Source organism: Chitinophaga dinghuensis (assembly GCF_003259435.1).
GTDB lineage: Bacteria > Bacteroidota > Bacteroidia > Chitinophagales > Chitinophagaceae > Chitinophaga > Chitinophaga dinghuensis.
Map to the genome: position 1 here is coordinate 229,726 of NZ_QLMA01000008.1, position 20,139 is coordinate 249,864.

Sequence of the window (20,139 nt, forward strand, 5' to 3'; positions counted from 1 at the left end):
TATAGGTTTAATAAATAATTACATCTCTGCCATTCCGTGAATAGTTAAAATTATTTCCTGCCGAAAGTATTTGCAGTGTCGTATTCAGCGCGGATCCCGCGAATAAAGTGACGGTTACTTTTTCCTTTGCTTTTTGCGGGCGATTGAAACTTATTTTCACATCATACCATCTTTCCAGCGTAGTAGCTATTTCCTGCAGGGTTTGATTATTAAATACAAGACGCCCATTCTGCCAGTTAGCAACATCTTCTGCACGAATATATTCTACTAATGCATGCTCCTGATGCCAGCTTACTTGTTTACCGGCCGTCAGGATAGCCAGTTGTCTCACTACACCATTATTACTATCATCCACCCGCACTTTTCCTGTAGCCACAGATACGACCAGCGGCTGCCCTTCAAATGCAGCAATCTTAAAAGAGGTACCTAGCACGGTGGTGGCAATATTTCCGGTGTGTATAATAAATGGATGTTTGGCATCAGTGGCCACTTCGAAGAAGGCCTCTCCAGTCAGGGTAATTTCCCTTGTTGCACCGGTAAACTGTTCAGGGTATTGTAGTTGGCTGGCAGCGCCTAAATGAATCGTAGAACCGTCGCTTAGCTGTATCTGCTTGCGTTCTCCCGCTTTGTTCTGCTGGAGCACCAATGGCACTATTCTATTTTGTGGCTTGTTATTGAAGTAGGTAAATAAACCTGCTAACAGCAATACTGATGCAGCAGCAGCCGCGATGAAATAGCGCATTCGGAGCGAATTCACTTTGTCTGCTCTTCCCATACGGGCACGCATACTCGCAGCCCATTGTTGCTGTTGTTTTTTGTCTACCGGCATCTCCATACTGTCTGCCATATCTTTCTCCATTCTTTCTTCCAGCAGTTGGCTCAGTACAGTATTACTTTCCGGCTGTTGCAAGTATGCTTCCACGATAGCTTTTTCTGCATCGTTGCAGTTGTTATCGAGATATTTTAGTAGGAGTGCTTTTGAAATATTTGCCATATTATGCAGGTGAAAAACGGATCACCTACTATATAAAGGCCAAAAAAAATCCAGGAGGGCTAATGGTAGTAAAAATATTTTTTTCAGGACAGGAAGAAGATGATGATCATCCCTGAAATATCAATGTAGTCCTTTAATTCAGTACGAAAATAGGTCAACGATGCTTTGATATGATTTTTAACGGTGAACAGCGAGAGATTCATTTCTTTTGCGATTTCGGCGTGACTCATCTCATCGTGTCTGCTGAGGCGAAATACTTTTTGTCGCTGTTGACTAAGCGCGTTCAACTTTTCATGATACAATGTAGTAAGTTCTGTTTCGCGGAGGCGGTTGCCGGCATCATCGAAAGATGCATCATCTGCAAAATCCAGGGGTACAGTTTGTGACTGATGGCGGGTCAACACCTTGATCACAGCATGTTTCATCGCCCGGAAGAGATAGGGCGCCAGTTGTACATCCGGCGATAACTGATGACGTTTATCCCAAAGCCAGAACATCAGGTCCATCATCGCTTCTTCGGCCTGTGCTTCATTGCGGATATATTTCAGCGCATAGTTATACAGTCTTCCAGAATATCTGTCGAACAGTATATCATAAGCCCTGGTATTGTCTTTCCGGCATTCTTCCAGCAATAATACATCCGATTGTTCAGCTAAGTGTAACCGCATAGTTTGCCACAGTTTTCACAACAACAAACATAAGCGCAATTTTCTGGTGTGTGTATTAAGGGATTATTAAGTTTTAAAAAGCGACTAAAATACATGCATATTTAATGGTCGATTCAACATTCATTAATGGACATCCAGGTGTTCATTAACGAACAAAAAAACATTATCAGGATATTCTAATTCATTATAAAATAACGTTTTACATTTCGGCGTTTAATTTGGAGGACCTTAGCAAAGCATTTCGATATAAAGATTATTTTACCGTTGATTCGCTACCGTTAGAACACATAACCATATGTTTAAGAGCTATATTAAAGTCGCCTGTCGGAACTTAAGTAAGAACAAGTTGTACACGGCCATTAACATTATCGGCCTGGCATTTGGGATAACTATATTCCTGTTGATTGCTCATTGGATAATAGACGAGTGGTCTTATGATAAGCAATTCAAAAACTATAAAAAGATTGCCCAGGTATGGCAAAATGTATCCAATAATGGTACTATTGGTACAGGAAATAATCAACCCTTTCCATTAGGCGCTACACTTCGCAAGGATTATGGCCACGACTTCCGCTATGTTGCTATGAGTACCTGGAATCAAACGCATGTCCTGTCGCCGGGAAATAATGCTTTAAGCAGGACAGGCATTTATTGTGAGCCTGATCTCACAAAAATATTAACGTTACAAATGGTGCAGGGAACAGACAGGTTATCAGATCCCAATACAATCCTGCTTTCCCAATCACTCGCGCATGCCTGTTTCGGAGATGAAAATCCTATTAATAAAACACTTACAATCGATAATAAACAAGCAGTAGTGGTAGCAGGCATCTATCAGGATCTTCCTTACAACTCCACATTTGTAGGAATTGATTATATGATGCCATGGGAGCAGTATGCCCGCAATGATGGATTATATCAGGACAGTAACCCATGGAAAGCAAATTCCTACCGGGCATTTGTACAGGTGGCGGATCAGGTCGACATGAAGATAGTATCGGAGAAAATTAAGGATGTTAAGATGAAAAACATCCGGGAAGATGAATTGATATTGCATCCGCAGCTATTCCTGCATCCTATGAGTCGTTGGCATCTGTATTCAGAATTCAATAACGGGGTAAATACCGGCGGCCAGATCAGGTATCTTTGGTTATTAGGCATGGGGGGACTGTTTGTTTTGTTGCTGGCTTGCATCAACTTTATGAACCTGAGCACTGCCAGATCTGAAAAACGGGCTAAAGAGGTGGGTGTCCGTAAGGTAGTGGGGGCACAACGGAATCAGTTGATTTATCAATTCTTTGGCGAGTCGTTCATAGTGGTATTCATCGCGTTGTTGATCTCAATACTACTAATGTATTTGCTGCTGCCCTTCTTTAACCAGATCTCTGACAAGCGATTAGTATTGTTCTGGACCTCTCCCCTGTTCTGGATCGTTGCTTTAGCGTTTTGCATTATCACAGGATTGATAGCAGGCAGTTATCCTGCATTTTATTTGTCGTCCTTCCGTCCTGTCAGCGTATTAAAGGGCGCCATGAGGGCGGGCAAATCAGCAGCCATTCCCCGTAAAGTGTTAGTGATAGTACAGTTTACCGTTTCAGTTACCTTAATTATTGTCACTACGATTGTTTTTCGCCAAATACAATTTGCCCAAAACCGGCCTATCGGATATGACAGAAATGGGTTGATAATGGTACCTATGTATACCCATAATATACATCAACATTTTGATGCGGTGAGGACCGAACTATTGGAAACAGGCGCTATAAAAGATATGGCGGAATCATGGAGCCCTGTTACCTCTGTATGGTCCACGAACAGTGGTTTTAATTGGGTAGGAAAGGACCCCGGCCTGGCAATTGATTTTCCGAATGATGGTGTTTCCTATGATTATGGTCATACGTTAGGTTGGGAATTCTTGGCAGGAAGAGATTTTTCCAGGTCTTTTGCGACCGACTCTGCAGCATTTGTCATCAATGAAACGGCTGCAAAATTTATGGGAATAAAAGATCCATTAGGCAAAACCGTTACCTGGGATGGCATTCCCTATTCTATCATTGGCATTATAAAAGATGTTGTTGCAGAATCGCCGTATGAGCCTGTGCGGCCAACGTTTTTTCATTTGAGTTCAGATCCTGGCACCCAGATGATTGTAAAAATAAATCCAGCGGTAAGTACCCGTGAGGCGCTGGAGAAAGTAGCCGACATTTTTAAAAAATATAATCCTAACGCCCCATTTGATTACCATTTTGTAGATCAGGAATATGCCAGAAAATTTGGAGAAGAACAGCGCTTCGCCAAACTCGCTGGCATATTTTCCATTCTCGCTATATTTATCAGCTGTATTGGCTTGTTTGGTATTACTTCCTATATGGCGGAGAAAAGAACAAAAGAAATCGGATTACGGAAATTGTTGGGAGCTTCTTTGTTCAGTCTATGGCGACTTCTATCCACCGACCTTTTAATGCTGGTCCTTATCTCTTTCATCATTGCATTTCCGGTGGCCTATTATTCAATGACCATCTGGCTACAGCATTACCAATATCATACCCCTATTGCCTGGTGGATTTTTCCACTGGCAGCAGGAGGAACCTTGTTTATTGCTATCCTGACGGTAAGTTATCAAACCATCAGGGCAACAAGAATGAATCCGGTGAAGAGTTTAAAGTCGGAGTAAAAGCTAACATTTAACTATAGACTTTCTGCTGTCCATTCATTTAGTGATATCTTCCGTAAGCATACGGAAGATATCTATGTTTACATATCTTGCAGGACATACCAACAGTAATTAAAATTCTTTTTCTCCAGATCCTGCATACTTGCGCTGGTCAGGAATGAAAAAGATTTCCCCCGCTTGGGTCTTTCTTCATAAAACATCTTCGCCTGTTTGAATGCCAAACGAAAATTACTCTACTTGTTGTTGTCTCAGCAGGTCATTGCCCACTTGTCTGTTTTTCAGCAACCGAATATATTTCAAAGCAAGGCGGTTGTTGTACTCTTCGTAAGCTTTCTGCGACCATTTAATGGCAAGGTCCAGTTCCCCGTTAATTTCGCAGATGATAGCCATATTGTAACAGGCCCTTCCTGCTACTGTTTTGCTAGGATTCGTCGTCTCTTTCTTCCATAGCTCCGCAGCGCCGTCCCAGTTGCCGGTTTGTGCTTTACGGCGGGCTGTTCTGAAATTGTCCGTCCCTTTCACATAATAATCTCTGGTAACTTTTGTCCGCCAGGGAAGAATTCGCATTGCATAAAATTGCGCCGCTTGCGCGCTCACTTGCTTTACTGCCTCTTTTCTGTTGATGAGTGCCGCGGCCGCAGCAGCAGGGTTGATACCTTTTGCTGAAAAAGTTAGGTTTCTGCTCAGCGGAAATTCATCCAGGATATTTCTGCTGGCAGGATCATAGATGCGCCAGCCCGTTTTTACCGTGGTAACCATGCCAACCCGATGCTCTATACCTGGTACATTGCCCAACGGCGTTTTAAGAGAAACCGGTGCGGCAGTATAGTTGACTTTTGAATCGGTATCAAAAAGCTCCAATGAGAAGAGGGCGTCCACATGATTTTCCCGGCAGATTTTGTCTACGATATCCCAGGAGAGTGGCGCGGAGAAAAGGCCCGGCGCATTAGTGGTTAAATCCAGTTCGCCCAGGGCTTGTACATCGGTGAAACGGCCGTTCTTACGAAGTTCCTCTGTGAGTCCGCTCACGCCACTCTGTGCGCCTTCTTTATCCAGCTGTTTCCCTTCCAGGCTAAATATCTTGTCCACGACATCCACTGCCTTGTACTGTGGGTTAATGATGGTCCTGTTCACCACACCGGCACTTTTAACATAGGCAGGAATGGTCACAGGCGCAGGTTCTAATACCTTAATATAAACCAGTTCAGTTGATTTGCAGGAAACGAAGGTGGCTGCTGCTAATGGAATGAAAAGCAGGTGTTTCAGACTTGTAGTTGTAGGCATAGGATGGTGCTCGGTAAAATGGTTGCTCTTATTTAAAATTCGCTCGCACCAAAGTTACATATAAAAATTTTAACATACCATTATTCTTCTGGATTAATTTATTACTCCTTATGGGCACAACCATGGGTGTACGTTCTCCAGCACACCCATGATTGAAAAGATATTATTTTACGTGTGCGTTCAGCCAGCTGATGACATCTCCCATCACGGTTTCCTTCTCCAGATCATTCAGCAGGTCATGGTAATGATCTTTGTACAACTTCAGCGTTTTATCTGAAGAAGCAGCCTGCTCATAGAAAAACTGGCTGCCTTCTGGTTTGGTAGCTTTGTCGCCAGTACCATGCAGAATGAGCACAGGGAGGTTAATGTTGGCCATTTCCTTTTTCAGGCGCTCATCGGCCAACACGAGTTGCTGAACAGTTTTTGTTGGCTGCACTTCATTTGCGATCAACGGATCATGGTTCATGAAGTCTACCACCGCTTTATCCCGGGAGAAATCTTCGTTCTTCAGTTTCAGCACGTGGGCATGCGGGAATACATGGCTAAGCCCTTTGAGTACTGCCAATGCAAATTCCGGAGCCGGTACCTGGAAAGCGAAGCTTTCACAGATGAAGCCACTTAGTTTTTGTTGATGATCCAGGGTATAAACGGCAGACAATACGCCTCCGGCGCTATGCCCCATCAGGAATATCTGCAAATCCGGATGCTCTGTTTTGACTATCTCCACCAGATGATCCAGATCTTTTACAAAAGCGTTGTAATCAGCTATGTAATAACGCTCGCCATCTGAATTTCCTCTTCCCTGCCAATCGAGCGCATATACTTCAAGATTCTCTTTATTTAATTGCTCCGCAGTCCATTGAAAATAACCGCTGTGGGAGTTGAAACCATGGGCAAAAACCACAATGGCTTTGGGGTCGGTTATTTTCCAGTTGCGGTAAAATACATTCAAGCCATCTGCGCTGGCAAATGAGGATGTTGTAGGGGTAAGAATGTCTATCATGATTAATTTTTGAGAGTATGTGAAAGATAAGAGTTTAAACGACTTATGAAAAAGCTAAACACGACCTTTCCTCCGCATAACGCAAATTTCACTATTCAGACAGAAGACAAACGGGGGCTACTTTTGCAGCAGTACTAAAGGCTTCCAAAACGCCTGCAGATGCATAGTATTAAATATACAACAGATTACCTTAATTACATTCGATTAATTTGCAATCACTGGATATAAAACGGCGATACCTTTTTTCTGCCCCATAATACAAACAAGGCCACTGCGGCCATTACAGCATTAAATCCAATGTCTTTCCCTTCCCCTCTGGCTATATGAAAGATACTCGGCAAATAAAAACCCCACGCCAGGCGTGAGGTCTAATAAATACTTGTCATCCTTCACTAGCGCCATTATAGCACCTAAAGGATAAAGTATGTATGTTGTTATTTACATGCTATTCTTCTCCCGTCAATACACTATGAATGGTGGGAATCTGATAGATTTCTGCCGGTATTAAGTCTGAACGGTCTTCCGAAAAACTTCTGATATACCTACTAAATAAAACGAATAAGATGGTTTCAGTAACGCTTGCTGACAGCTCAAAATACGTTTTCGCCAGGGTGGCATTATATCTCAGGAAAATACCATTGAATTCCCAGTCCCATTTTCCAGTATTACCATGCACATAGGCTGACAGCTGACTGTATAAAGCAGTGGTTGATTCATGGTACTTTTTAACAGCATTCTCCATTTCCGGATAAAAGGCAGTCGCAAATCGTTTGGAAAGAATACCGGTTTCCTTATCAATTACTTTTTGCCATTGAACATCCGCGATCCCGTTCTGCCATTCATAATCCTCCATTTTATATACGGAGAAGTACACTGCGCCGAGCCCTACTTCCAATGCCAGTTTCAATGAAGCAAAGGCTTGTCTGTAAAATCCCAGTGCCAGATTCATAGATGCCGCCTCCAAATGTTCACTGGTAGTTATCAGCATCTTCTTTTCGTTCGTTTCCGTCAATAACTGAGCGAATTCAAAGATACAGGCAGACATGCGATGTGCATTGGTAAACTGCTCTTCTTCCTTTAATGATTCCTTAAAAATAGCCTGGGATTCATTGTTAATGCGATTCAAATACTCATTCATACTCATAAAATTCTTCTGTGGGTTAATTATAAAAAGTTAACGGGTGAAAGATATGGTCTAACAATCTCTGATGTCAAATATATAGAAAGCACTTAAATATTCATAATCAATCCAATTGCAAAGGGAGGATCGTTAAAATATCAGGCTAAGGTGCAGTTAACATAGCCGTAAATGCAGGACAAAAACACTGATGAAATGTAATATCTTAGTAACAGCTTAGCCGTTTTGGCCCGGCCTGTCCCCTCTAATAGGAACTTGGGATCAAATTCAATGGCTTATCCGTCCATATGATAATGTTATTTCTTTATCTATTTAAAATAAATTAATCATGAAGTCTAAACTTATCTTATTATTTTCGCTTTTAACCATTTGTACTGTTGCTTTTAGTCAAGAAAAAAAATCTGATAAAATCTCAAAACACAATATGAGTGTTACTGACAAGGGTTTAATCAAGGTTACCATCATGTACCCTTATTCGGAAGGAAAAACTTTCAATATGGAGTACTATGAAACGAAGCACATGCCTATGGTTGCAGGTTATTTGGGAGCAAATCTGGTTAAATATACTATTGAGAAGGGGGTTCCGAACGGTATTCCCAACCAACCTTTGCCTTATATGGCTATTGGCGCTTTTTATGTAAAAAGCTTAAGTGAATATCAGGCAGCCATTGCTCCGAATCTGGATGCCATTCGTGCAGATTTTGCCAACTACACCAATGTCATTCCTGTACTTATGGTCAGTGAAGTGGTACAATAAAGGTCACTTTTATTACAGTCCGTCCATCGCTTGTTTAAGCCATCCTTGCACCTAACAATTCATATAAAATGAGATATTTATCCCTGGTATTTATTTTATCATTGCTAACAACCTATAGCAAAGGTCAATCTGTTGCATCCGGATACTACCTTACACAAGCGAATGACACTGTTTCTGCACAAATTAAAATCAGAAAAGGCGTATCCGGACAAGCTATCAACGATTTCTCAGATGAAATTGAAATAGTTGATAGCTTAAAAGGTTTCATCAAGTACCATCCTGAAGAAATAAATGGATTCGGTTTCTTATACAAGGGCCAACATTACAGGTTCATCTCCAAACCTATAAAAAATGGAAATAAGAAATTCCTATCTCCCATTTTCACCGGCCCCAAGTCTAGTCTTTATGTATACGGGACACAAACCATAGGAGGCACTTATTCTTCGAAGCAGGTATTCTATACCCTTGAAAAGCCTGGCAACAATTACCTCTTTCTAAAAAATATATTAAATAATAAATTCAGAAACGAGGTAAAGGAATTTTATAAAGACACGCCTGCTGTAATGCAAATCATTGACACTAAGCTGAAGTATTGGCTGGATTTAGATAAAGACCTGATGGAAATATTGCGAAAAGCGAATATGGAGTAATTTCCATTGGTATAAACAAAGCGCAAAGGCTTCGCAGTATTTGATGGTATTTTGGTTGTTATCCTATAATCCAAAATAGAAATCAATGATGAACAAGCCCTATTTGATGTGCCTTGCAGTAGCATTGTTGCTCCTCTCCTATTCAAAGCCAACCGACGCCGCTGCACGAATGCCAGCAACAAAAACAGCCACTACTGTCACGGACTATCCGCAAATGATTAGGCTATCCGGACTTCCAGTAAGAGTACAGGAAGAAGTAATTGAATTGGTGGCTCAAAAATATGGCGTACCTTCTGGCATCATTACCCGGGAAGCTAATTTTTTCCGTGATTTAATGGGCGACTACCTTGACTATATTGAGCTTATCAAAAGTGTGGAGGATCATTTCAATATAGAGATCAATGATGAGGATATGGATAAGATCCAGACTGTCGGTCAATTAATAGACTATGTAAAAGCACGGTTACTTATTCCATAGGAGGTTGATAAGTATATGGAAGACTTATTGCATACGAAACCTCAGCAAAAAGGAAAATTCTCGAATGTAATACAGATGGGCCATTCGGGACGCGCTGCGTCCCGAATGTTTGCTTACTGGAAACACAGCTTTACATCCAATACTTTCCGCAACCAGCACAAAACAGACGACTACACCATAACATTAATCCGCATTTTACATTTATCTGATAAGGGTTTCGGCCCCCATCCCTAAAAGGTAATCATCCTTGATAATGTTGCCTTAAAAGTCAGTAACTGTTTCTCTCCAAAACCATACCTTATATAAATTTTTAGCATATATATTAAAAATAAATTAATATTACCTCTAAAAACCTATGGGTGTAGTAATTTCTATCAATGGTTATCTAAAAGAACCAAGTTGTATTGTTGGCCACATAAGCTTCTTAGGATATTATGAAGTAAAAGAAGACGCCATTGAAAAATTCAGGATTCGCCAAGAGCCAATTTTCCATTATGGAGAGCTATACCTAATAACTGAAAGCAGGAAGGAAATAGCTGAAATCACGGATCATAAATTGAATGAAACAGCATTACTTTTCTATCAATTAGCATCATGCCGCTGGAGTGGCCAAAGCTTGGGAAAGCATGAAGGACAGACAACCTGCCTAATGTTTGAAGCTTCAAGTTTACTTTATCCCATTACTGAGTTAATTGCTGCAAAAGATAATATTCTGCATTTTCTTAAACAACAAAAGGATAAGTCTACTATAAGAGAAATTAAAGAAAATGGGGAAATTGAAACACTCCTTGCGTTTAAATCTTTGATCGAGGAAGCTATAGAGAAAAATGCCATGATAGGCATTTCGATGGGCTAGCGACATGTACTCTTTTAAACCCTGTCTTTATCAGATGGAAGTCAGGGTTTAATATTCATCCAATATCCATGATAAGTTGAACTATTTTTTAAAGGCACTCGACTAAAAAAGAAAAACCTGCGACCAGCGCAGGTTGTAAAGTGTTTCTAATAATACCTTCTGTAGTCCCGGACTGGTTACTAATACTTATTGGCAAACATATGGCAGGATATAGTCCTTTAATATTTTACCGGGAATATCGTTGTACGCAGATTGGCCATAATTACCAGCTGTAACAACGAGGACAAAATGAAGATCCCTGCAGATAAATAAAGATTGTCCGCCATTCCCTTTTGCCTCTGCAATAGAAATCCATTTATTATTCCGGCTATAGTTATATGTCCAGAATTGATACCCGTATCCACCGTTATCCAATAATAATTTTGAAAGGTCAGGCCTGTTGATATGGGAAGTCAGGCAACTATCCACCCATGCTTTATCTATCAGTTGCATATTATGATACTGTCCATTTTGCTCAAACAACACCCCCAGTTTCAGTAATTCCCTTGAAGTGAGCCGCAAGCCGGATGCCGCCGCCGGATCGCTTTTCCAGAACAGCCGTATCCATTCAGTTTGTTGTATTCCTAAAGGCGCAAATAAATATTTTCTGGCAAAAGAATCTATATCCAAGCCAGTTCTAACTTTAAGAATCGCGGCTAATAACTGCGTATTTCCTGCACTGTAATTCCAGACAGTTCCCGGTTTATGTACTTGTTGCTTACGCAGAATAAACGATAAGGGATAAAAACTGATATTCATTTTAGTTTCGTCATTCAATAAATGACCATATAACCCTACTTCTTTCCAACTCAACCCACTGGACATAGTCAAAAGGTCGTGAATAGTGATCTTTGCTTTTTCTTTCGGCAGTCCTCCGAAGAAATCTCCGATTGGCTCATAGACGCTTTTTAATACACCTCTTTGCAAGGCAATTCCAATACAGGCAGCCACTACACTTTTGGATATACTGCGCATATCATGTAGTGTGTAAACATCATGCGCTACATTACCCAGTTTTTTGCCATGTCGTTCATCTTTTCCGCACAAGTATTTTTCGTAGACCAAAACACTATCTTTATACAGCAATACACTATGTACATTGTGCAGCCTACCATCAGCAAGAGCACTGTCAAGACGCATAATCTCGCTAGTATCACCTACATTTACAATCTGGTTGAATGATCCTACGGATATCCCATCTGCCAACCTCATCGGTGACTGATAAGATACCCCACCGCTGCACACTGGCTGGCCTGATAAACAAAATAATAACAGGGTTATGAACAATATCAACGTTCCATGAAATCTCATCTGTCTTTTTACTTGCAAAGCTCTCCATTCATACTTACACAAACAATGAATCCGGGTTAAGAAATTCGCTTCCTTATTCTGCTCAACGCCTGAGGAGTAATACCAATGTAAGTAGCAATGTATTGCAATGGAATGAATTTCATCACATTAGGACGCTGCGAGAATAAAGCAGTATAGCGCTCTTCGGGTGTTTGTGTCAGAAATGCCAGTTCTCTGTCTGCCTTCTTAAGATATATTTGTTCACTAAGTATCCGTCCCAAAATGTTAAACTGTGGATAATCTTCGTATAATGTTTGCAAATCATGATAAGACAATCGCCAGATGGTCGTTTCTGTAACGGTTTCAGCGGCATATCTGCAAGGTTGCTGTAATAAAAAAGAATCGTAAGCACATAAGAACTCTTCTTCAAATATAAAAGCGAAAGAGGTGTCCAGTTCTTCTCCTGGTACGTAAAAACGGACTATCCCTTTTTCTATAAACGAAACATACTCTTCTATACTTCCCTTTTTAAGCAGAGGGAATTTTTTAGGATAGCTTTCCTTTATCAACATACCCTCAAACACTTTCCATTCTTCCGGCGACAATGTTATTCTCTGCTGCAAGTAATTTCGTAATTTCATTTTTCCCGATTATTTTGACTGAAGCGATTTATAGTTACCCGAATCGTTTGTATTTCTATGAGTTTATCTGTTTCAATATTTGGGAAAGCCTCACCCTATTAACTTACGACAAACTCAAAAACCGACTTTTCTGCCAATTTATCATACAATTGCATTGCCGTTTGTTTTCTGGGTTTGCCTATAGCCCCTCATTGTTCAAAATCTTCCTGCTATATTTTTCGGACAATAATGACCATAGTTAAAGATAAGTAATTCAGTTATTTCACTAAAAGAAACCGTTCGGTTTAACCTAATCAATAGTTAATAAAGTCAACCTGTATTAATCAATTACTTTGGGGAACAGGAAGTCCTCCAGTTTGCGGAAGCGACCACTCCTTCCATAACCAATCACTCACAGGTACTAGTGAAGTTAAGAGCCACTTCAGTAAATCCGCTCCATTACCAGATGAGGCAAGTGGACTATATTTTCATTGGAGATCGGTTGATCTCCAATTCCGCAGGACAGCACTGACTCAACGTTTTTTGGCCAGATCCCCCTACAATAAAGTCCATTTAGTCCCGTATCAGCGAAATATTTAAACCCTAGTTTTGTCAATAATATCTCACAATAAAAACACGACAGTCATGGCAGATATCAAACACAAATTAGTGATCAAAACTAGTCCGGACAAGGTTTACAGCGCCATTACCACCCAGGAAGGCATTGAGTCATGGTGGTGCAAACAAACTACTGCACAGCCAACAGTAGGGTTTGTGAACATATTTACTTTTGGTCAGTTTCGGAATGAAATGAAAGTAGCAGCGCTCTCCTCCAACCAAATGGTGAAATGGGAATGTATTCAATCCATTGAAGAATGGGTAGGTACCCATGTGTCTTTCGATCTGGAAGAAAAGAACGGAAATACTGTTTTACGGTTTACTCATGGAGACTGGAAAGCAGTAACAGATACATTTGCCGGTTGCAGTTATGACTGGGCAATATTTATGAAAAGCCTGAAATCCTTTTGCGAAAGCGGAGCAGGAGATCCCCGTTAAGCACTATTCACCTCAACAAAAAACAGCACAATGATAACAACACCTAAAAACGTACTGACCACACAGGAAGTGGCAGCCCGCTTCCATGAACTGGCCCAACAGGAAAAATGGTTTGAGATCCAGGAAGAATTTTTTGCAGAAAATGTGAAGAGCGTAGATCCTCCCGACTCACCGTATCTGGGATATGCAGAAGGTAAAGCCGCTGTCCGCAAAAAAGGGGAAGACTTAGTACAACGGGTCACAGCAGTCCATCGTGCTTATACAAGTGAGCCACTGGTAACCGGTAATCACTTTGTGGTAGCAAGAGAGTTGGATATAACAGTGGACCCACACGGAAGAATACAGTTCAACGAGATCATGCTGTATGAAGTGAAAGACGGTCAGATCATACTGGAACAATTCTTTTACTAGGGCATGGCGTTTATTCCGGGATACGGTGGAGATAATAGCGCTTATTTTTGTTGGGCAGTAGGCCGCTTAAATCACAGGATTTAAGCGGCTTTAATAACCTTTTAATATGCTTGTTGTGATCCTTATGGTACAATAACTCGAACTTATTCATGTATGATTTACGTAATTTGGTAAAAATCTGCTAATTCATACTAAAAACAGTTAAAATGGTATTGCAATCAGTTTATATTTTTGCTAAGGTCAGATAAATATTTTCTTCATCAATGTAAACTTAAAGAGGGATTACCGCAAAGATAAGCAATGGCCCTTTCTAAGTTAACTCAGTTTATTACGCCAAATGCAAGCGGATGAAATATACACAAATACAACCAGCTACGAAGTTGCGACCATACATACGATATTTCGGTTTACTGGAAAGTAACGGCCGTTGTGATCAAATAAAAACATTCAAGATAATTGCAGACGCTAACCCTGGCCTGGTATTTCAGGAAACCACCTGTTTTACAAATATTAATAATGAAAAGTTACCCCCACTTTATCTGCATGGTCTGACAAGTTCCAATTCGCAAAAAACAGTCAGCGATAGCTATTGCAACCTTATCGTATGTTTTCAGACCAATGCCATTAAATCAATTTTCGGAATTGATGCCAATGAGTTAACAGATAGTTATTTTCATTTAAATGATGTTGTAAAAAATAACTTAACAGCGCAGTTGCTGGAAGAGAGACATTTAAATAAAAGAATCACTATTATCTCCGATTTCCTCTCACAGTTGATTACAAAAAATAAACATCGTGAAAATGTATACGCTTCATATGCAGTATCCAATTTGAATATAAACAATGACGATGGTTTATATAGAATTCAGTCAGAACTTAACATTACAGAACGTTCGCTGCAAAGGATGTTTAAAACGAATATAGGCATACCTCCAAAGTTATACTTTCGCATTTGCCGCTTTCAGGCAGCACTGGATCACATTCGTGGCCGGAAGTTTACATCTTATACTAAAATAGCCCATCAGCATTCTTATGCGGATCAGGCACATTTTATCCGTGATTTTAAGTCGTTTACTGGCACTACACCGAAACAGTTTTCGCAGCAGGCAAATGAACAAGTAATAAATTTTCCGGAATGGTTGTCTTAAAAATGTCGGGTTTGTTCAATTTTCCTTTTTTCCGTTAAGATAGTTTTGAGCCATAATTCAAAATCTTTCAAAATGAAAAATAATAAAATTACCGTTTTTGGCGCATCTGGCAATATCGGTTCATTGCTGATCCACCTGTTATCTAAAGCACAAATTGAAACAATCGCAGTAACCCGGAACTGCCATAATACTACTGATTTCCCGTTTTCACGATGGGTACAGGCAGACATGTCCCATAAGGAAAGTTTGTATGCTACAATGGAAAATAGTAAGGCTGTTTTTTTATTATCTGGAAATAGCCCCACAGTTGTAGAAGAGCAAAAAAATGTGATTGATGTGGCAAAGGAAATGGCAATTAAGCATATTGTAAAGCTTTCCTCAGGCGCCGCTGACCCCAACTCCAGGTTTTATGTACCATATTCCCACGGTCAGATCGAAAATTATTTAATAGCATCGGGAATCCATTATACGATCCTACGTCCCAATGGAATTATGCAGAATTGGTTAGGTGAAATAGCCGATGCTGTGCGTAAGGAACGGAAATTCTATGAAGCGACCGGTGATGGTAAGAGAGCACATGTGGATAGGAGAGATATTTCAGATGTGGCTTTTAAATGTCTGACAGTACCCGAAACTCACTTTGATAAAATATATTTCCTTACCAGCGATAAGGCCGTAAACTATTATGATGTTGCGACGGCCATCAGTAATGTTATTCATGAAGAAGTAATCTACTGTCCTATTTCTTTTGAACAGGCAAAGCAGGATATGGAAGAAAAGAACATGCCGGCCACATTAATCGAAACTTTTCTGGCTTACGACGCTGCACAGCGCAATGGAGAAACTGAAATTGTTACAGACTGTGTGAGGACAATACTGGGTTGTCCACCACGAACCTTAGAAACTTTTATAGCAGATCATGCTACATACTTCCAATAACAGATTTATCTTGAAATCTGTACAAACATTTTACAACTTCGCTGGGAGCGACTTCCGACGGAACTAAAAAGGGCAGGCTTTCAGTTTCGAAAGCTTGTCCTAAGCGGTTGACCAAAAACTTGGCTAAAAATGCTGTTCCCAACAAAACAGGTTTGCCGAGTAAACAAGATTCGTCACGATGGCACGAGTGTAATTTTCATTCTCTACTCTGGTAAAAAAGAAAAGCAAATTTTACTAAATACAGGAAACGCAATTCCGCCAAAATATTGGAACCACGAAAAGTGTCAGAGAATACATAGTTATATATCATAAATATAACATGTGTATAAAATTATATATTTTTCATTATCAAGATAATAAATTTATCTTATCTTCACTCCCAAGAATATTTCATATTCACTATGAAAATAGTGATACTTTTTTTAAGCGCGCTAATCCCTTAACTGTTCAAATCAATGACCTTCTTGGAAGAGAAAATAGCACTATCCGAAAGTTGTATTGTTCGAGAAATGGGTGATGGTTTTGTCATCCTCAATTTAAGCACTGAGCGTTTTTATGAACTCAAAGAAGTTGGGAAACGTTTTTGGGAGTTAATTTCTGAAAATAAAGAATATACGCTGACACTCAATATCTTGCAGGAAGAATATGATGTGACTGCGGAACAACTCCGGAAGGACATTTCCAGATTAACTGAAGACCTCAAAAAGGCCGGACTAATTGTCAACTGCTAATGTATTACGATCATGATTTAATTAGCCTTAACAGGGCATTAAGAGCCAATGATCGAATGTTTTTTAGGGCTCGAATGCTTACGATCCTTATAGAAACAAGTCTTCGATTTACAAGTTTAAAAACTACTGAAAAGATCCTATCCATTTTAGCAAAGAAAGTTTCTCCTCCCAATGAAAAAGAGATGGTTGCTATATTGGACAAGTACGCTACCATCTTTAATCAGATAAACCATCAGCCTGATTTAAAAGGGCGATGCTTATCACAATCATTGGCCCTGCGTTGCTTACTACAGAGAAAGGGTATTACTTCAGCGTTAAAAATAGGTGTAAATCAGATCCGTGGGAATTTTGATGCCCATGCATGGCTAGAGAGAGACGGTATACTAATAAATGACCACCCTTCTGTAATTGCAAATTATTTTGTTTTGCCAGAAAGTAAATTAAACATGACTCTTAAAATTAAATGAGCGGATTCATTGGTATAATATCTTCTCAACCCCAGGAAACAAACACAGCGCTCCTTGATCTGTCAGCAATTGCAATTGCATCCTGTTGTGATGACTACACGGGGTCATGGCATAGCCATCAGGCTGATTTGCGGTTTGGTTGGCTTAAAACCTCAGAAGATACAGCAGAAGAGCATCTACCATTTAGTGTAGATGAAAATCTCCGTATTGTGGGAGATGTGCGCCTGGATAATCGTATTGCACTGGTGACTGAACTTGGTGCCTTCTTTGAAGCCATCAATTCGTCTACCCCTGATTCCTACCTGCTTCTGTATGCCTATAAGCATTGGGGAGAGGATTGTCTGCAACATATCGCTGGAGATTTTGCCTTTGCCATTTGGAATGAGCAGACGGGTAACCTGTTTTGCGCCCGGGATCATTTTGGTTTGATTCCATTTTATTATGCTTCATATGAAAAGCGGTTTCTATTCACCAACTTTTATCATGCGCTTAAAGATATACCTGATCTGATGTCTGAACTATCGGATGATGTGCTGCAAGATTATCTGAGAAGTGGACAAAACAAGCGCTTCGATCAAACGATCTATAAAAAAATAAAAAAACTTCCGCCTGCTCATAAGTTGATTTATGAAGACGGAGAAACTTATATTAGTCGCTATTGGGAAATCCCATCCCATATGGAGCCTATCCGGTACAAAACAACGAAAGAGTATGTCAGCCATTTCTATAACTTGTTTGAGCAATCGATTAAAGACCGCACTCGCAGCAATAAAATAGCCAGTTCACTAAGCGGTGGTATGGATAGTTCGTCCATAACAGCGATAGCAAAAAAAGTACTTAATGAGAACTATGGCGACAATCATACACTTGTATCTTTCAATATTGCCTACACTCAGCTTGTAAGTGAAAAGGAAGGATATTTTGCAATGCTCATATCCAGGCATCTTAACATTCCCATTGAACAATACATTGCAGAGGATTATGTTAAAAATGTGGCCCAGCCACTGACCACCTGGATTCCCGAGCCGGCAGGTGTACCTAGCGCAACAGCAGAGTCTCAAATACTTTCTGATACCACAACTTTTTCAAGGATATATCTGACAGGATTTGGAGGAGATCCATTGTTCGAGTTTGAGCCGCTCTCTCATCGAAGACTCTCCATGCAAGGCTACTGGCTGCAGCCATTCCTGGATAATCTGATATTCTATAAAACATTTGGCCATCTTATCCGAACAATAGGGCAAAAAATAAGGAAATTAATAAAGAAGGAGCCCATCAACAACGACAAGACGCCTTTCTGGTTTAATTCCTCTTCTGTTCCTGACCGATATTCGCCAATTAAACCAAATAAAGATACTCCTTCCATGCGGTCAAATTTTTCTATGACCGAAAATCCTTACTGGTCATGGTTATTTGAAACCTCTCATCCTGGCTTTACTGGTAAAAAAGTAAAGGTAAGACAACCATTTTTTACATTAGATCTTTATCTGTTTATTCTTGCGCTTCCCCCTCATGTATTGTATCAAAAGTCACTATTACGCATGTCCATGATACCATACCTTCCGGGAGAAGTTATAAGAAGGCCTAAAACACTCTTATTCGGAAATCCTCTTTCTCAAAACTTAAAAAAACAGGAAATACAAGATAGACTCGAAGAAATAATTACGCAATCAGGTGATTTCTTAGCTGGTAAAATAGACGTCCCAAATCTGCTGGCTGCAATCAGAGATCCTGTTTATGCTGACATGTCCTATACTTACTTTTTACCTGTTTCACATGTTTTATTATGGAAAAATTACACTTTTAATAATTTCACTAACTTAAAATGAAGATTTAATTATGCAACATGAAGTAACTGCACAAATAGAAAAAAAGGTATATCAGTCCCCAGAATTAAAAGATCTTGGCAAGATAGGAGAAGTGACAAACACAAATTCCAGTGGGGCAGGATCACAAGATAGCGGTACCAATGGTTATAATTCATAATTAGTTAAAGAATTTTGCATTTCACTATAGAATTCATTCATGTAAGTAATACTGAATTCGCTGAACTGAAGAAAGGACTCGAATTCAATACACTTATACGCTCTACTTATTCCGCAACCTTTGGTGAAAATATTTATGCAGGAAACACTTCTGAGAATAAGAAGTGTTTCCTTTTTGAATATCACGATGATCAAGCACCAGCAGTAAGTTTCATTATCCTGTCAGATGGTAAAAGCGTGTTTTATCATTTTACCAGCAACGCCTCTCAGCAATCTGTTCAATCGTTAATTCGGGGGAATATTACTAAGTTCTGCTTACAGGAACAGGGTTATTTTTGTTTACATGCATCTGCTATATGCATAGAGAATAAAGTAGTACTTTTTATGGGTAAAAAGGGAGCCGGAAAATCTACGCTAGCCACCTATTTCCACCTTAGAGGCCATGCGATATGGTGCGACGATTATTCACTATTGCAACAGGAAAATAATTCTTTCATTGCATCACAGGGGGAAACTTCCCTAAAGATTAATCCGGATATAGCATCTGCCCTGGATATCCCCCAGGCAAACCTTACACGCGTCTTCGATTTGCCAGATGGTTGGGAGAGAACCGCATGGTCGGAAATGATGACCCAAAAATATTACTTCAGTCAGCAAACCCCTTCTGTAGATATTCTTCCCAGACAGGTTGCAGCCGTATTTTTCATTAATACAAGAGTACCTGCGCCCGAAAAACTGATCACCACCATAAAAAGAACAGATGCACTTTCCGTATTAATGGCTGAAATATTACTTCCTGGTCTTAATTCCAAACAGTACCTTAAGACTTATTTTCAATCAGCAATTTCCCTCCTTGAAATTGTTCCAGCCTATAATATACATTCTCCAGATAATATAATGCGCATTGATGAAGTGTATGATTCGGTAATTGAAACGTTAAGTATATCCTGA

General features: G+C 40.0%; 21 protein-coding genes. 14 read left to right on the forward strand and 7 right to left on the reverse strand.

Going from position 1 to position 20,139, the window contains the following annotated elements:
- Positions 1-7 precede the first annotated feature (7 nt).
- Both CLV59_RS22685 and CLV59_RS22690 read right to left on the reverse strand, forming a co-directional pair.
- Positions 8-994: a FecR family protein gene (locus CLV59_RS22685; RefSeq protein ID WP_111594371.1), complete on the reverse strand. Its 987-nt coding sequence runs from the start codon at positions 992-994 to the stop codon at positions 8-10.
- Positions 995-1,077: 83 nt separating this feature from the next.
- Positions 1,078-1,662, reverse strand: coding sequence for a sigma-70 family RNA polymerase sigma factor (locus CLV59_RS22690; RefSeq protein WP_111594372.1), 585 nt, complete (start codon positions 1,660-1,662; stop codon positions 1,078-1,080).
- A gap of 295 nt (positions 1,663-1,957) precedes the next feature.
- Between CLV59_RS22690 and CLV59_RS22695 the strand changes: the two genes are divergently transcribed.
- Positions 1,958-4,336 carry an ABC transporter permease gene (locus CLV59_RS22695; RefSeq protein ID WP_111594373.1) on the forward strand — a complete coding sequence of 793 codons (2,379 nt, stop codon included), beginning with the start codon at positions 1,958-1,960 and terminating at the stop codon, positions 4,334-4,336.
- A 228-nt stretch (positions 4,337-4,564) separates the two neighbouring features.
- On the opposite strand, the gene CLV59_RS22700 is transcribed toward CLV59_RS22695, so the two are convergent.
- From CLV59_RS22700 to CLV59_RS22710, 3 genes are all read right to left on the reverse strand, one after another.
- Positions 4,565-5,620: a DUF6340 family protein gene (locus tag CLV59_RS22700; RefSeq protein WP_245950931.1), complete on the reverse strand. Its 1,056-nt coding sequence runs from the start codon at positions 5,618-5,620 to the stop codon at positions 4,565-4,567.
- Between the two features lie 163 nt (positions 5,621-5,783).
- Complete coding sequence (locus tag CLV59_RS22705; protein ID WP_211324013.1) at positions 5,784-6,623, reverse strand: alpha/beta hydrolase; 840 nt, start codon at positions 6,621-6,623, stop codon at positions 5,784-5,786.
- A 445-nt stretch (positions 6,624-7,068) separates the two neighbouring features.
- Entirely contained in the window at positions 7,069-7,761 is a 693-nt protein-coding gene (locus tag CLV59_RS22710) for a hypothetical protein (RefSeq protein WP_146616282.1), read from the reverse strand.
- Positions 7,762-8,089: 328 nt separating this feature from the next.
- On the opposite strand from CLV59_RS22710, the gene CLV59_RS22715 reads away from it, so the two are divergent.
- From CLV59_RS22715 to CLV59_RS22735, 4 genes are all read left to right on the forward strand, one after another.
- A complete protein-coding gene (locus CLV59_RS22715; protein WP_111594375.1) occupies positions 8,090-8,518 on the forward strand; it encodes an EthD family reductase in 429 nt (142 codons plus the stop codon).
- Positions 8,519-8,586: 68 nt separating this feature from the next.
- The gene (locus tag CLV59_RS22720; protein ID WP_111594376.1) at positions 8,587-9,168 is read left to right on the forward strand and encodes a hypothetical protein; all 582 of its coding nucleotides are present in this window, start codon (positions 8,587-8,589) and stop codon (positions 9,166-9,168) included.
- A gap of 88 nt (positions 9,169-9,256) precedes the next feature.
- A complete protein-coding gene (locus CLV59_RS22725) occupies positions 9,257-9,646 on the forward strand; it encodes an acyl carrier protein (RefSeq protein WP_211324014.1) in 390 nt (129 codons plus the stop codon).
- Between the two features lie 355 nt (positions 9,647-10,001).
- Positions 10,002-10,502, forward strand: coding sequence for a hypothetical protein (locus tag CLV59_RS22735; RefSeq protein ID WP_111594379.1), 501 nt, complete (start codon positions 10,002-10,004; stop codon positions 10,500-10,502).
- A gap of 186 nt (positions 10,503-10,688) precedes the next feature.
- Here CLV59_RS22735 and CLV59_RS22740 read toward each other — a convergent pair whose 3' ends face one another.
- Together CLV59_RS22740 and CLV59_RS22745 are read right to left on the reverse strand one after the other, a co-directional pair.
- The gene (locus CLV59_RS22740) at positions 10,689-11,753 is read right to left on the reverse strand and encodes a serine hydrolase domain-containing protein (protein ID WP_170137882.1); all 1,065 of its coding nucleotides are present in this window, start codon (positions 11,751-11,753) and stop codon (positions 10,689-10,691) included.
- Between the two features lie 155 nt (positions 11,754-11,908).
- The gene (locus tag CLV59_RS22745; protein WP_111594381.1) at positions 11,909-12,472 is read right to left on the reverse strand and encodes a Crp/Fnr family transcriptional regulator; all 564 of its coding nucleotides are present in this window, start codon (positions 12,470-12,472) and stop codon (positions 11,909-11,911) included.
- Positions 12,473-13,096: 624 nt separating this feature from the next.
- On the opposite strand from CLV59_RS22745, the gene CLV59_RS22750 reads away from it, so the two are divergent.
- The 9 genes from CLV59_RS22750 (at position 13,097) to CLV59_RS22785 (ending at position 20,139) form a co-directional block, all read left to right on the forward strand.
- Positions 13,097-13,507 (forward strand): SRPBCC family protein, encoded by a 411-nt coding sequence (locus CLV59_RS22750; protein WP_111594382.1) that lies wholly within the window; start codon positions 13,097-13,099, stop codon positions 13,505-13,507.
- 30 nt (positions 13,508-13,537) lie between these two features.
- A complete protein-coding gene (locus CLV59_RS22755) occupies positions 13,538-13,918 on the forward strand; it encodes a SnoaL-like domain-containing protein (protein WP_170137883.1) in 381 nt (126 codons plus the stop codon).
- 347 nt (positions 13,919-14,265) lie between these two features.
- Entirely contained in the window at positions 14,266-15,066 is an 801-nt protein-coding gene (locus CLV59_RS22760; protein WP_111594383.1) for a helix-turn-helix domain-containing protein, read from the forward strand.
- Positions 15,067-15,138: 72 nt separating this feature from the next.
- Positions 15,139-16,005, forward strand: coding sequence for an NAD(P)H-binding protein (locus tag CLV59_RS22765; protein ID WP_111594384.1), 867 nt, complete (start codon positions 15,139-15,141; stop codon positions 16,003-16,005).
- 455 nt (positions 16,006-16,460) lie between these two features.
- Positions 16,461-16,736 carry a PqqD family protein gene (locus CLV59_RS22770; protein WP_111594385.1) on the forward strand — a complete coding sequence of 92 codons (276 nt, stop codon included), beginning with the start codon at positions 16,461-16,463 and terminating at the stop codon, positions 16,734-16,736.
- Positions 16,736-17,203 (forward strand): lasso peptide biosynthesis B2 protein, encoded by a 468-nt coding sequence (locus CLV59_RS22775; RefSeq protein WP_111594386.1) that lies wholly within the window; start codon positions 16,736-16,738, stop codon positions 17,201-17,203. Before CLV59_RS22770 ends, CLV59_RS22775 begins: the two co-directional genes overlap by 1 nt.
- Positions 17,200-19,032, forward strand: a complete 1,833-nt coding sequence (locus CLV59_RS22780) for an asparagine synthetase B family protein (RefSeq protein ID WP_111594387.1) — start codon at positions 17,200-17,202, stop codon at positions 19,030-19,032. Before CLV59_RS22775 ends, CLV59_RS22780 begins: the two co-directional genes overlap by 4 nt.
- Positions 19,033-19,042: 10 nt before the next feature.
- Positions 19,043-19,189 carry a hypothetical protein gene (locus tag CLV59_RS29000; protein ID WP_170137884.1) on the forward strand — a complete coding sequence of 49 codons (147 nt, stop codon included), beginning with the start codon at positions 19,043-19,045 and terminating at the stop codon, positions 19,187-19,189.
- A 14-nt stretch (positions 19,190-19,203) separates the two neighbouring features.
- Positions 19,204-20,139 carry a phosphoenolpyruvate carboxykinase (ATP) gene (locus CLV59_RS22785; protein WP_111594388.1) on the forward strand — a complete coding sequence of 312 codons (936 nt, stop codon included), beginning with the start codon at positions 19,204-19,206 and terminating at the stop codon, positions 20,137-20,139.